14 protein-coding genes are annotated in these 14,095 nt (G+C 31.0%); 13 read left to right on the top strand and 1 reads right to left on the bottom strand.

The window, feature by feature from the left end; genetic code table 11:
- Nucleotides 1-157: 157 nt before the first annotated feature.
- Genes QZ357_RS05680 through QZ357_RS05670 form a run of 3 tightly spaced genes read left to right on the top strand, consistent with a single transcriptional unit; the run spans nucleotide 158 to nucleotide 2,038 of the window.
- On the top strand, nucleotides 158-535 hold the full coding sequence (locus QZ357_RS05680; RefSeq protein WP_290772982.1) for a GntR family transcriptional regulator: 378 nt from the start codon (nucleotides 158-160) through the stop codon (nucleotides 533-535).
- The gene (locus QZ357_RS05675; RefSeq protein ID WP_290772980.1) at nucleotides 525-1,226 is read left to right on the top strand and encodes an ABC transporter ATP-binding protein; all 702 of its coding nucleotides are present in this window, start codon (nucleotides 525-527) and stop codon (nucleotides 1,224-1,226) included. Before QZ357_RS05680 ends, QZ357_RS05675 begins: the two co-directional genes overlap by 11 nt.
- Nucleotides 1,220-2,038 (top strand): hypothetical protein, encoded by an 819-nt coding sequence (locus QZ357_RS05670; RefSeq protein ID WP_290772974.1) that lies wholly within the window; start codon nucleotides 1,220-1,222, stop codon nucleotides 2,036-2,038. The genes QZ357_RS05675 and QZ357_RS05670 overlap by 7 nt, the downstream gene beginning before the upstream one ends.
- A gap of 53 nt (nucleotides 2,039-2,091) precedes the next feature.
- Here the strand turns inward: QZ357_RS05670 and QZ357_RS05665 are convergent, their stop codons facing one another.
- Entirely contained in the window at nucleotides 2,092-2,391 is a 300-nt protein-coding gene (locus tag QZ357_RS05665; protein WP_290772971.1) for a hypothetical protein, read from the bottom strand.
- Between the two features lie 365 nt (nucleotides 2,392-2,756).
- Between QZ357_RS05665 and QZ357_RS05660 the strand changes: the two genes are divergently transcribed.
- From QZ357_RS05660 to QZ357_RS05615, 10 genes are all read left to right on the top strand, one after another.
- Nucleotides 2,757-3,992 (top strand): DUF1015 family protein, encoded by a 1,236-nt coding sequence (locus QZ357_RS05660; RefSeq protein WP_290772968.1) that lies wholly within the window; start codon nucleotides 2,757-2,759, stop codon nucleotides 3,990-3,992.
- 112 nt (nucleotides 3,993-4,104) lie between these two features.
- Complete coding sequence (gene serC / locus QZ357_RS05655; protein WP_290772965.1) at nucleotides 4,105-5,193, top strand: 3-phosphoserine/phosphohydroxythreonine transaminase; 1,089 nt, start codon at nucleotides 4,105-4,107, stop codon at nucleotides 5,191-5,193.
- A gap of 95 nt (nucleotides 5,194-5,288) precedes the next feature.
- Complete coding sequence (locus QZ357_RS05650) at nucleotides 5,289-5,660, top strand: GNAT family N-acetyltransferase (RefSeq protein WP_290772963.1); 372 nt, start codon at nucleotides 5,289-5,291, stop codon at nucleotides 5,658-5,660.
- 387 nt (nucleotides 5,661-6,047) lie between these two features.
- Nucleotides 6,048-7,061, top strand: a complete 1,014-nt coding sequence (gene gap, locus QZ357_RS05645) for a type I glyceraldehyde-3-phosphate dehydrogenase (protein WP_290772960.1) — start codon at nucleotides 6,048-6,050, stop codon at nucleotides 7,059-7,061.
- Between the two features lie 101 nt (nucleotides 7,062-7,162).
- Complete coding sequence (locus QZ357_RS05640; protein WP_290772957.1) at nucleotides 7,163-8,368, top strand: phosphoglycerate kinase; 1,206 nt, start codon at nucleotides 7,163-7,165, stop codon at nucleotides 8,366-8,368.
- Between the two features lie 32 nt (nucleotides 8,369-8,400).
- A complete protein-coding gene (gene tpiA, locus QZ357_RS05635) occupies nucleotides 8,401-9,156 on the top strand; it encodes a triose-phosphate isomerase (RefSeq protein ID WP_290772954.1) in 756 nt (251 codons plus the stop codon).
- A 12-nt stretch (nucleotides 9,157-9,168) separates the two neighbouring features.
- Nucleotides 9,169-10,683 carry a 2,3-bisphosphoglycerate-independent phosphoglycerate mutase gene (gene gpmI / locus QZ357_RS05630; RefSeq protein ID WP_290772951.1) on the top strand — a complete coding sequence of 505 codons (1,515 nt, stop codon included), beginning with the start codon at nucleotides 9,169-9,171 and terminating at the stop codon, nucleotides 10,681-10,683.
- Nucleotides 10,684-11,014: 331 nt separating this feature from the next.
- On the top strand, nucleotides 11,015-11,572 hold the full coding sequence (locus QZ357_RS05625) for a chromate transporter (protein WP_290772948.1): 558 nt from the start codon (nucleotides 11,015-11,017) through the stop codon (nucleotides 11,570-11,572).
- On the top strand, nucleotides 11,569-12,123 hold the full coding sequence (locus QZ357_RS05620) for a chromate transporter (RefSeq protein ID WP_290772945.1): 555 nt from the start codon (nucleotides 11,569-11,571) through the stop codon (nucleotides 12,121-12,123). Before QZ357_RS05625 ends, QZ357_RS05620 begins: the two co-directional genes overlap by 4 nt.
- A gap of 440 nt (nucleotides 12,124-12,563) precedes the next feature.
- Nucleotides 12,564-14,095 (top strand): ABC-F family ATP-binding cassette domain-containing protein (locus tag QZ357_RS05615; RefSeq protein WP_366934120.1); only part of this gene is annotated, 1,532 nt, incomplete at its 3' end.

The raw sequence follows: 14,095 nt of genomic DNA, 5'->3' as shown, positions 1-14,095 counted from the left end.
ATATTTTTAATTTAGTGCATTTTTCTTAAAATATTATATTGCTTTTATAGTGAAATTTTATTTTATATATTTTGATTAAATGTATTGACAAATATCAATTATTCTTGTATTATTGTATTAGTTAATTAATACAATAATACAAGAAGGGAGGTTTCATATGGCTTGGGAATTTAAAAGCGACAGACCTATTTACTTACAAATTGCGAATCAAATAGAACAGGACATATTAAAAGGAAAGTATAAAGCAGGGGATAAACTGGCTTCTGTAAGAGAGTTTGCAAGCGAAGCAAATGTTAATCCTAATACTATGCAAAAGGCTTTTGGAGAATTGGAAAAAAACGATATAGTTTTTTCTTCAAGAACCAGCGGAAGATTTGTTACAGAAAATGAAGAAGTTATAAAGAGGAGAAGAGTTTTGTTGGCTAAAGAATATATAAATGAGTTTCTATTTAAAATGAGAGAAATAGGTTTTACGGATAATGAGATTGTTTCTATAATAAACGATATACAACAGGAGGGGAAAGATGAGCAGTAATTTAATTGAAATAAAAAATTTGTTTAAAGATTATAATGGTTTGATTGCTTTAAATAATATAAATTTAAATATACCTAAGGGGAAAATAATCGGATTACTTGGACCTAACGGCAGCGGGAAAACGACGTTGATTAAACTTTTAAATAAACTTATTGTACCTTCAGGCGGAGAAATCCTTATTGACGGATTGAGACCGGGAGTGGAGACAAAGAAGATTGTTTCGTATCTTCCTGATCAAACCTACTTAAACGAATGGATGAATGTTGATGAATTAATAAGTTTTTTTAGTGATTTTTATGAAGATTTTAACAAAGAAAAAGCTTATAAAATGCTTAAAAGCTTAAATATTAATCCCGGTGATAAGTTAAAGAAGATGTCAAAAGGAACTAAAGAAAAAGTTCAATTGATTTTAGTAATGAGTAGGGAAGCCAAGGTTTATTTACTGGATGAGCCTATAGGAGGTGTGGATCCTGCCAGTAGGGATTATATATTAAAGACTATTATAAACAATTATTCAGACGATTCTACGGTCATAATATCCACTCATTTAATATCTGATATAGAAAATGTTCTCGATGAAGTTATTTTTCTTAAAAACGGTTCGATTGTTCTTAATGGCAATGCAGATGAAATAAGAGAAGAAAAAGGTATGTCTATTGATAAATTGTTTAGGGAGGAATTCAAATGTTAGGGAAATTAATGAAATATGAATTAAAGGCAACAAAAAGAATAATGCTTCCTGCGATATTGGTGTTACTTTTAATATCTCTTTTTAATAGGTTGTTTTGGGGGCTTGTGGCTCCGCACTTTGATGGAAGCAATATTATTATAAATTTATTTGGAACGATAGGAGTAAGTGCATATGTACTTGGAATAATAGGTATATTTATATTGTCTGCATTACTTTGTATAGTTCGTTTTTATAAAACAGATTTATCAAACGAAGGTTATCTTACACATACTTTGCCTATAAATATAGGAAAAGAAATAATAAGTAAAATTACTATCGGAACCTTTTGGATTGTGGTAACCGGAATAGCTGTTATTTTATCTTTGTTTGTTACTTTGTTTATGGTAGGTAGTGTTACATCTTTTGATTTTAGTAGTTTTATGCAAGATATGAAAGTTTTTGTCACATCTGATTATATGAGCAGTTTTCTTGTTGTGATGTTCTATCTTTTTATTATATTGGTAATGGGATGCGCTAATAAAATACTTGCCGTTTATGCTTCTATGGCAATAGGGTTCAGCAGTAATAAAAATAAAATACTTATGTCTTTTGCCGCATATATAGGTATATCATTGCTTACTACTTTTGCAGTTACGGTATTAGGTTTTGTTTTTGCAAGTCCGATTTCAAATTTATTGTTAGGACTTCATTTGAGTGATATTGTAATGGCGCATGTTGTATTTATCGGGATAATACTATATTTGCTTGTTCTTAATGCAGTATATTTTTTCATTACAAAATACTTTTTTGAAAATAAATTGAATTTAGAATAAAGCTTTATTTATAAAATAAAAAAAGAAGAGTATTTAAATACCCTTCTTTTTTGTTAAAATGTTCTGTGTTTCGGTTGTTCGAAATCTTCAAGAGTTGCCGATTCCACGCCTGATTTATTTGCAAATATTGCAGATAATAAGTAATCAGGGTGATCATATATACCAAGAGAAAATACTACAATCCTTTTATTTATTTTTATCAAATGTTCAGGAAGTAAGTCAGTAGTGAGTTCATTGTATTTTTCCTTATCATTTTCTTTTGCTTCTTTTAAATCATCTATAAACGAATTATATTTTACAATACATTTTGTATATTCCTTTAAGTTACAAGGGAAGTTATATATATGACCCATAAAATCTAATTTATTAGATCTTCATATAGTTAATTTTTATTAGTTTTAACAATTATTGTTTTGGTTTTTATTTACATATTTTTTCATTTTTTAATTAATGTATAAGGGGAAGATAAATATTTATACATTTTTTGAGTTTGTAGATATGATTTAAATTTAAAATAAAAAATTTATAAATATTATTTATAATATGCTAATTTTCAATATATTTTTATTGAGTCAATATAAAATTATTTATTGGAGTTAAGATTATTGTAAATAAAATGAAAAATTAATCAGATTTTTACAAAAATTTTCTAAAAATTCTTGAAGTTATTTATAAGTAATGATATCATTTAATTTAATAAAAAATAAGGAGGAGTATAATGGCAGTATTAAAACCGTTTAAAGGCATTAGACCTGATGAGAGGTATGTAAAAGAAGTGTCCTGTTTGCCTTACGATGTAATGGACAGAAATGAAGCAAGAGAAATGGGTAAAGGCGAAAAGTCCTTTTTGCATATTGTACGCTCCGACATTGATTTACCAGACAGTATTGATATTCATGATGATAAGGTATATCAAAAAGCAAAGGAAAATTTTGATAAATTTTTAAAAGAAGGATATTTAAAAGAAGAAGATAAAGAAGTATATTATATTTATAGAGAAATTATGAACGGAAGGGTTCAAACTGGAATATGCGGATGTTGTTCCACATTTGAATATGAAGAAGGAATAATAAAAAAGCATGAGTTTACAAGACCTGAAAAAGAAATAGACAGAATAAATAATTTTCTTGCATGTTCGGCTCACACAGAACCTGTATTTTTTGCTCACAGACACAATGAAAATGTTCATAATTTTATTAAAGACTTTACGCATAAAAACAAACCTGTTTATGATTTTGTTTCGGATGATGGTATAAGTCATATATTATGGGTTGTTGAAAAAGATGAGGATATTCAACAAGTAAAGGAATTTTATGATGCTATAGATTATCTTTATATAGCTGACGGACATCACAGAACTGCATCTTCATATGAAGTTGGAAAACGAAAAAGAGAAGAAGCGGGAGATGATGTAGACAGAGAATATAATTATATATTATCTGTTGTTTTTGACAGTGATGAACTTGAAATAATGGATTACAACAGGGTTGTCAAAAATTTAAACGGACTTGATAAGGATGAATTTTTGAATAAGGTAAGTGAAAAATTTGAAATTTTATCAAGTGATGAAGATATAATTAAACCTAATAAGAAACATGACTTTTCGATGTATCTTGATGGTAAGTGGTATAAAATTAGGGCAAAAGAAGGAACTTATGAAGAGAGTCATCCTGTTAAAAGCTTGGATGCCGATATTCTTCAAGAAAACCTGCTTGCACCTATACTTAGTATAGAAGATCCTAGAACAAGCGATAATATAGAATTCGTAGGGGGAATAAGAGGTTTAGGAGAACTTAAGGAAAGAGCAGATAAATTTGGAGGTGTGGCTTTTGCTGTTTATCCTGTAACTATGGATGATTTATTTGGTGTTGCCGATGCGAATATGGTAATGCCTCCAAAGTCAACTTGGTTTGAACCTAAATTGAGAAGTGGTTTGTTTATTCATAAAATATAAATTAGTATTGTATATTTAAAAGAGTAGATTGATTATTTGAAAAGGTATATATGTATATATTTTATACCTTTGTGTGTTATAAAATAATATAAGAAAATAAGGAGAAATAAAAATGGGAAGAGTATATAATTTTTCAGCAGGTCCTGCTGTTTTACCTGAAGAGGTTTTAAAAGAGGCTGCCGCTGAAATGCTTGATTATAACGGAAGCGGAATGTCAGTAATGGAGATGAGCCATCGTTCGAAATGGTTTGATGATATTATTAAAACTGCCGAAAAAGATTTAAGAGAATTAATGAATATACCTGATAATTACAAGGTTTTATTTTTGCAAGGCGGTGCAAGTCAACAATTTGCAATGATTCCTATGAATCTTACCAAAAACGGAGTAGCTGATTACATAATTACCGGACAATGGGCAAAGAAAGCTTTTAACGAAGCAAAAAAATATACAAATGCAAGAGCAGTGGCTTCAAGCGAGGATAAGACTTATTCTTATATTCCAGATTGTTCTGATTTGGATATTGATGAAAATGCCGATTATGTATATATCTGTGAAAACAATACTATTTACGGTACCAAATATCATACATTACCTAACACTAAAGGAAAAACATTGGTTGCAGATGTATCTTCTTGTTTTTTATCAGAGCCTGTTGACGTTGAAAAATACGGTATTATTTACGGCGGAGTACAGAAAAATGTAGGTCCTGCAGGTGTGGTAATAGTTATTATAAGAGAAGACTTAATTCCTTCAGATGATGAAATTGATGAAAAAGTTCCGACAATGTTAAGATATAAAACTCATTCTGACAATGATTCTTTATTTAATACACCTCCTGCTTACGGTATATATATTTGCGGTAAAGTATTTAAATGGCTTAAAGAGCAAGGTGGACTTGCTAAGATGAAAGAACACAATGAAAAGAAAGCAAAGATCTTATATGATTATCTAGATCAAAGCAAGATGTTTAAAGGCACAGTTGTAAAAGAAGACCGTTCTTTAATGAATGTACCTTTCGTAACCGGAAATAAAGACTTGGATGCAAAATTTGTTGAAGAAGCTACAAAAGCTGGTTTTGTAAATTTAAAAGGACACAGAACTGTAGGTGGAATGAGAGCTTCAATTTATAATGCTATGCCTATTGAAGGTGTTGAAAAATTAGTTGAATTTATGAAAAAATTTGAAGAAGAAAATGCTTAATGTAAGGCGTCGGATTACCGACGCTTTTTTAGTACATATGATAATAAATATTAAGACATAGTAGAAATATAATATAGATAGGGGAGTGAGGGATTATGGAGTATAAAATAGATGATAAGGATATTGATGTTGAAGCTTTTATTTCTTTTGTAAATCAAATTTGGAAAGGTGAGTATGATGTTTTAAAAACTAAAAATGCTTTAACAAAAACCATGAATATAACTGCATATGACGGAGAAAGATTGGTTGGGTGCATAAGGATTTTAACGGATGGATATTTCTTTGGAACAATAACGGAGCTTCTTGTTCTTCCAAATTATCAAAGAAGAGGTGTAGGCAGTGAGCTTTTAAGGCTTGCAAAAGAGAATACTCCTACGATGTTGTATTTTGGCTCAAAACCAGGTATTGAAGGCTTTTATGAGAAAAACGGATGCAAAAAAAGTTTGCAGTCTTTTATTATAGAATAATATTTTAAATTATTCTTTTATTCACGTATGAAAATATTAATAATTGTAAAAAATTGTAATGTTAGAGGGAGTTATTTGAACTTATTTTAATTTGTTTTCATTGTTCTTTATGAGGTATTTAAATCGGTTTGGTATTTTAAATCCGTACATATGTAACAATAAAATTCAAAATAAAATAAAACAATTAAAAATTTGCAAAAGTTGTTTTCTTTTTTCATTTAAATTATTGATTTTACGTTTTATTTTATATATAATACTGATAAAGTTCAATTTATGCTCGAATATTGGGGCTAATTTAAACTTGCTACTAAATGAAGTCGGATAATCAAATAAAATATGACTTCAAAAATAATAATAAATAATTATAATATTAGGAGGAATTTTATTATGGCAGTAAAAGTAGCTATTAACGGATTTGGTAGAATTGGGAGGTTAGCATTCAGACAAATGTTTGGAGCAGAAGGCTATGAAGTAGTTGCTATCAACGACTTAACTTCTCCAAAGATGTTAGCACATTTATTAAAATATGACTCATCTCAAGGTAGATATGAATTAGCAGATAAAGTTTCAGCTACAGATGATTCTATCATTATTGATGGAAAAGAAATCAAAATTTATGCAGAAGCTGACGCTGCAAATCTTCCATGGGGAGAAATCGGTGTAGACGTTGTACTTGAATGTACAGGTTTCTATACATCAAAAGCAAAAGCAGAAGCACATGTAAAAGCAGGTGCTAGAAAAGTTGTTATCTCAGCTCCAGCTGGAAATGATCTTCCAACAATCGTTTACAACGTAAACCATGAAACATTAAAACCTGAAGATACAGTTATTTCTGCAGCTTCTTGTACAACAAACTGTTTAGCTCCAATGGCTAAAGCATTAAACGATTTAGCTCCAATTCAATCTGGTATCATGAGCACAATCCATGCTTACACAGGTGACCAGATGACTCTTGACGGACCACAGAGAAAAGGTGACTTAAGAAGATCTAGAGCTGCTGCAGTTAACATCGTTCCTAACTCAACAGGTGCTGCAAAAGCTATCGGTTTAGTTATCCCAGAACTTAACGGTAAATTAATCGGTTCTGCACAAAGAGTTCCAACTCCAACAGGTTCTACAACAATCTTAGTAGCAGTTGTAAAAGGAAAAGTTACTGTTGATGAAATCAATGCAGCTATGAAAGCAGCTCAAACAGAATCTTACGGATATACAGAAGAAGAATTAGTATCTAGCGATATCGTAGGTATGAGATACGGTTCTTTATTTGATGCTACACAAACAATGGTATCTCCAATGGAAAACGGTGATACACAAGTTCAAGTTGTATCTTGGTATGACAACGAAAACTCTTACACAAGCCAGATGGTAAGAACAATCAAATACTTCTCAGAATTAGCTTAATTAATTCTAAACAAGGTAAAATTTACAAAGATCCAAAATGGGTCCGGGATCGTTACTGGCCCGGACCTTTTTATTTACAAAATTGAAAGGAGCACTTTTAGATGCTAAATAAAAAATCAGTAGATGATATAAATGTAAAAGGAAAAAGAGTATTAATCAGATGTGACTTTAACGTACCTTTAAAAGACGGAGAAATAACAGACGAAAACAGAATTAAGGCTGCTCTTCCAACAATAAAAAAAGTAATGAATGACGGTGGTAAAGTTATTTTATGTTCTCACCTTGGAAAGCCAAAAGGAGAACCAAAACCGGAATTATCTTTAGCGCCTGTTGCAAAAAGATTATCTGAAAAATTAGGTAAAGAAGTTGTTTTTGCAGCTGATGACAATGTAGTAGGTGAAAACGCTAAAAAAGCGGTTGCTGAAATGAACGACGGAGATGTTGTTTTACTTCAAAATACACGTTACAGAGCTGAAGAAACAAAAAACGGCGAAGCATTAAGCAAAGACTTAGCTTCACTTTGTGATATTTTTGTAAATGACGCTTTTGGTACAGCTCATAGAGCTCACTGCTCAAACGTTGGTGTAACAGAATATGTTGACACAGCTGTTGTTGGTTACTTAATGCAAAAAGAAATCGACTTCTTGGGTAATGCTGTTAATAATCCTGAAAGACCATTCGTTTCAATTTTAGGTGGTGCTAAAGTTGCCGATAAATTAAACGTAATCAACAACTTACTTGAAAAATGCGATACATTAATCATCGGTGGTGGTATGGCTTATACATTCCTTAAAGCTAAAGGTTATGAAGTAGGTACATCTTTGGTTGACGACTCTAAAATCGATTACTGTAAAGAAATGATGGCTAAAGCTGAAGAACTTGGTAAAAAATTATTACTTCCTATCGATACAACAATCACAAAAGATTTCCCTAATCCAATTGACGCAGAAATTGAAATTACTGTAGTTGATTCTGACAAAATTCCTGCTGATATGATGGGACTTGATATCGGAACAAAAACAGCTGAATTATTTGCAAATGAAGTTAAATCTGCAAAAACTGTTGTTTGGAACGGACCGATGGGTGTATTTGAAAACCCAATTCTTGCAAAAGGTACTATGGCTGTAGCTAAAGCATTAGCTGATACAGATGCTACAACTATTATTGGTGGTGGAGACTCTGCTGCTGCTGTTAACCAACTTGGATTTGGTGATAAAATGACTCATATTTCAACAGGTGGCGGTGCAAGTCTTGAATTCTTGGAAGGTAAAGATCTTCCGGGTGTTGTTGCAGCAAACGACAAATAATTATTACAGTTTATAGAAGGAGAATTATTAAAATGGCAAGAACAAAAGTAATAGCCGGTAACTGGAAAATGAATAAAACAGCTGCCGAAGCAAAAGAATTTTTTAATGAATTTTTAGATAAAATCAATGTGGCAGATCCTGAAGTTGTAATCTGCCCAACATATATGACAATCCCAGCTGCTGTTGAAGCTACAAAAGGTACTAATGTTGGTATAGGAGCTCAAAATATTTATTTTGAAGATAGCGGTGCTTACACAGGTGAAGTAACAGCTGATATGATTATTGAAGCCGGTTGTAAATACGTAATCATCGGTCACAGTGAAAGAAGACAATACTTCAACGAAACAGATGAAGGCGTAAACAAAAAAACTAAAAAAGCTTTGGCTAAAGGTTTAATTCCAATCCCATGTGTTGGGGAAACATTGGAAGAAAGAGAAAGCGGAAAAGCTTTTGATGTATTAAAAGAACAAACAACAAAATTATTAGAAGGTATTTCAGCTGAAGATGCTAAAAAAATCATTCTTGCATACGAACCGGTTTGGGCTATCGGTACAGGTAAAACTGCTACTGACGAACAAGCTAATGAAGCTTGCGGTTATATCAGAAGTCTTGTTAAAGAATTACTTGGTGAAGAAGTTGCAGAAGCAATGAGAATTCTTTACGGTGGAAGTGTTAACGCAGGTAACGTAAAAGCTTTAATGTCTATGAGTGACATTGATGGAGCTTTGGTTGGTGGTGCAAGCTTAAAAGCTGATTTTGTTACACTTGTAAATTACAAAGAACTATAATAGGTGGAATGAATGAGTAATAAAGTATTATTAATGATTTTAGACGGATATGGATATTCTGAAAGTCATGAAGGCAATGCAGTTTACAGTGCATCTACTCCTAATTTAGATAAACTTTGGAATAATAATCCGCACTTGTTTTTAAATTGTAGTGGATTAAGTGTTGGGCTTCCTGATGGACAAATGGGTAACAGTGAAGTAGGTCATTTGAACTTAGGTGCAGGAAGAATCGTATATCAAGAATTAACAAGAATTACAAAATCTATAAAAGACGGTGATTTCTTTGAAAATGAAGAATTTTTAAAAGCCGTTAAAAATGTTAAAGACAATGGTTCTGCTCTTCATTTGATGGGACTTGTTTCTGACGGTGGAGTACATTCTTCAAACGAACATTTATATGCTTTACTTGAACTTGCAAAAAGACAAGGTTTGGAAAAGGTATATGTTCATTGTTACATGGACGGAAGAGACACTCCTCCAAAAAGCGGCAAAGGATATATAGAAGAACTTGAAGGGAAAATTAGAGAAATCGGCGTTGGTCAAATTGCAACAGTATCGGGAAGATACTATGCAATGGACAGAGATAACAGATGGGAAAGAATAGAAAAAGCTTATGATGCATTAGTAAACGGTGTAGGGGAAAAAGCTACAAGTGCTGCAGATGCAATGCAAATTTCTTACGATAATGATGTAACTGATGAATTTGTTCTTCCTACAGTTGTTTGTGAAGATGCTAAAATTTCTAAGAATGACAGCGTAATATTCTTTAACTTCAGACCTGACAGAGCAAGACAAATCACAAGAGCTTTAGTTGAAGATGATTTTGATGGCTTTGAGAGAAAAGAAGATTTGCATTTAACATTTGTTACATTTACTAATTACGATGCAAGCTTCAAAAATGTATTGATTGCATTTAAACCTCAAGTTATTACAAATACTTTAGGTGAATATTTAAGCGATAACGGATATACTCAACTTAGAATTGCCGAAACAGAAAAATATGCGCATGTAACATATTTCTTTAACGGTGGAGTTGAAAAAGAATATAAAGGTGAAGACAGAATTTTAGTTGCATCTCCTAAGGTTGCAACATATGACTTAAAACCTGAAATGAGTGCATATGAAGTAAAAGACAAACTTGTCGATGCTATTAATACAAAGGATTATGACTTTATTGCAGTGAATTTTGCAAATTGTGATATGGTTGGTCACACAGGTGTATTTGATGCAGCAAAGGCTGCTGTTGAAGCTGTTGATAAATGTGTTGGAGAAGTTACCGATGCAGCAAGAAATAATAATTACAGTATAATAATTACAGCGGATCACGGTAATGCAGAATTAATGTTTGAAGACGGAAAACCATTTACAGCTCATACAACAAACAAAGTTAAATGTATTGTTGAAAGCAATTTGATCAAGGGGGTAAAAGAAGAAGCCGCTTTATGTGATGTTTCTCCTACAGTTCTTGATCTGATGGATGTAAAACAACCGGAGGAAATGACAGGAAAGTCTTTTGTAAATAAATAAGAAGCGAGGAGTAAGACTCCCCGCTTTTTTTATATAAAAGTATGTATTTAAAGGAATAATTGATATTGTTATATAAATAAAAAAACGTTTTTATTTTGGATATTTATCGTATTTTTATCTAAAATCAATAAATATAATCCAATTAGATTTTTTTTTGCATTATATTAAAATAAATGTAAAATAATGATTGTATATCGGTAATATATTAATATATACATTTGATATTATGCTATAATAAAACAATAATTTTATTTGTCCTAAATCAAAATGTTAAAATATATATTGGTTATAAATTTAATATTTTATTTTACATCATTTTAAGGAGGCTTGTTTGAAAAGTAAAAAGTTTGAACTGTTTATGACATTTGCTAATATAGGTGCATTTACTTTTGGAGGAGGTTATGCAATGATACCTTTACTTCAAAAGGAAGTTGTAGAAAATAAAAAGTGGATAAGTGAAGGAGAAATGCTCGATATAACCGCTATATCACAGAGTACTCCAGGACCCCTTGCTATAAATTGTGCTACTTTTGTGGGGTATAAAGTTGGCGGTGTTTCAGGTTCTGTTATAGCAACTCTCGGGGTTGTTATCCCTTCTTTTGTTATTATCATTGTAGTATCTATTCTTTTTAATATGTTTAAAAACAATATTATAGTAAATAATGTATTTGCAGGTGTAAAAGCAGGTGTAATAGTTCTGATTTTGGAAGCTGCGTTGAAATTGTTAAAACCGATTAAGATGAACTATTTTAATATATTTTTATTGTTAGGTTCATTGATTTTGACTGCTTTTACAGCTATCAATGTAATATATGTTCTTATAGTTTGTGCATTGCTCGGAGTAGTATTTCATGGTTTTAATATAATAAAAGGGGGTATTGACGAATGATATCACAGCTTTTTATTGTATTTTTTAAAATAGGATTGTTTACATTTGGCGGCGGTTATGCAATGATACCGTTGATTAAGGAAGAGGTTATTTCTCATAATTGGGCTACATTATCTGAGATAATAGACTTCATAGGCATAAGTGAATCCACTCCTGGACCGTTTGCTGTAAATATTGCTACATTTATAGGTTTTGATCATAACGGACTTATTGGAGCTGCTGCTGCAACATTGGGGGTGGTTTTGCCCTCTCTTATAATTATACTTTTAATAAGTAAATTCTTCTTTGATTTTCAGGATAATAAATATGTTCAATCTGTTCTTGTAGGATTGCGACCTGCTGTTGTCGGGACCATTGCTGCATCTGCTTTTACGATATTTGCTTCTGTATTTATAACAAAAGGAACGCTTACTAATTATACAGGACTTTTTATTTTGGCGGTAATATTATTATTAAAACTAAAATTTAAAGATATGCATCCTATTGTTTTGATATCAATATCAGGATTTTTAGGTTATTTATTTTATGGACCTTTTGCTTTTATAAGCTAGACTTCATTTAAAATTGATTGTTTATTTTTGAATATTGACATCAATATTTTACTGTGATAATATGAAAATAATTTAGGAGTTTATTATGAATTATTATTCAACAGATAAAATAACAAGACGAATCAGCTCTGTACAAAATATACCGATGAAGCATTGTGCAGAGCATGATAATATTATATTCATCGGATAATAATGTAATATATAAATAAAACCTGATTGGGTATTTATTTTATTACTTATTTTCCGGTAATGCATTATATATGTAATATTAAAGGCTGTGGACATTGTTTCCATAGTCTTTTTATTTATGCAATAACATATTAAAATCGGTATATACATTCTTATTTTGTTGTTATTTATGATGATATATTTAAAATCATACACTGTTTAGTATTTGATTGAATTAAACATATAGTAAAATAAAGAAAAGAGAGGGGAATATGATGAGTATTCTTGAAATATACAATTTAACACATTCCTTTAAGGATAACATACTTTACAAAGATGCCTGTTTTTCTCTTAATAAAGGGGAGCATATAGGTGTTGTAGGACAGAATGGTGCAGGTAAAAGTACTTTTATAAATATAATAACCGGTCAAATTATTCCTGACGAAGGGCGGATTTTATGGCAGAGAGGTATAAAAGTAGGTTATTTGGACCAATATGCAAAAATAGATGAAAACATAACTATAGAAAGTTTTTTAAAATCTGCATTTAAAGAATTGTATAAAGCAGAAGAAGCAATGAATGAATTATATAGGAATGCATCAAATGGAAGGTTGGATGTTTTGGAGGATGCCGCAAAATATCAAGAAATTTTAGAAATGAATGATTTTTATAATATTGACACAAGAATAAAGCAAATATCTTATGGGCTGGGTATTAATGCAATTGGTTTGGAAAGGAAATTATCGGAAATAAGCGGAGGGCAGAGGGCAAAAGTAATATTATCAAAACTACTGCTTGAGAATCCTGATGTTTTACTTTTGGATGAACCTACAAACTTTTTGGATAAGGAACATATACAGTGGCTCATGGAATATTTGTCTGAATCAAAAAATTCTTTTATGGTTGTTTCACATGATTATGATTTTTTGGAAAAAATCTCAAACAGAATATGTGATATAGATAATAAAAATATAAAAAAATATCATGGTACTTATTCACAGTTTTTGAAAAAGAAGACATTTCTCAGAGAGGACTATATAAGAAAGTACAATTCTCAGCAAAGAGAAATAAAGAGGACGGAAGAGTTTATAAGAAGAAATATAGCGGGCAGGAAGTCCAGAATGGCAAAAGGAAGGAGAAAGCAGCTTGAGAGAATGGAGAAAATCGAAGCATTGGATGAAAAAGAAATAAAACCGAGTTTTTGTTTTAAAGAGGCAAATTTGATACCGGGAGAAATTTTGAGCATAAAAAATCTTTCCGTAGGATATACATATCCGATAATATCAGGTATCAATTTAAATATAAAAGGAGGACAAAAAATAGTCTTAACAGGGTTTAACGGTATAGGTAAGTCTACTCTTCTTAAAACATTGGTAAAGGAAATTCCTCAAATAAAAGGAGATTTTAAATTCAACGAGCAAATAAAGATAGGATATTTTAGTCAGGATTTAAAATGGCAGGACCCTAAACTTACTCCTATTGATATTGTTTCACAAAACTATAAAAGTCTTTCTCAAAAAGAAATAAGAAGATTTCTTTTTAGGTGTGGGATATCTTCAAAGCATGCTCTTCAGGAAATATCAACATTAAGCGGAGGAGAGCAAACAAAAGTAAAATTGTGTTTGATTATAATGAAGTCCTGTAATTTTTTGATTATGGATGAGCCTACAAATCATATGGATGTAAATGCAAAAGAGGCGTTGAAAAGTGCTCTTATGAATTTTAAAGGCAGCGTTTTGCTTGTGTCACATGAAGAATATTTTTATAAAAACTGGACCGACAGGATAATAAATATGGAAGATAT

This window comes from Anaerofustis sp. (assembly GCF_019420015.1).
GTDB lineage: Bacteria > Bacillota > Clostridia > Eubacteriales > Anaerofustaceae > Anaerofustis.
Note: the sequence above shows the minus strand (reverse complement) of the source record. Positions and strands in the feature narration are given on the sequence as shown.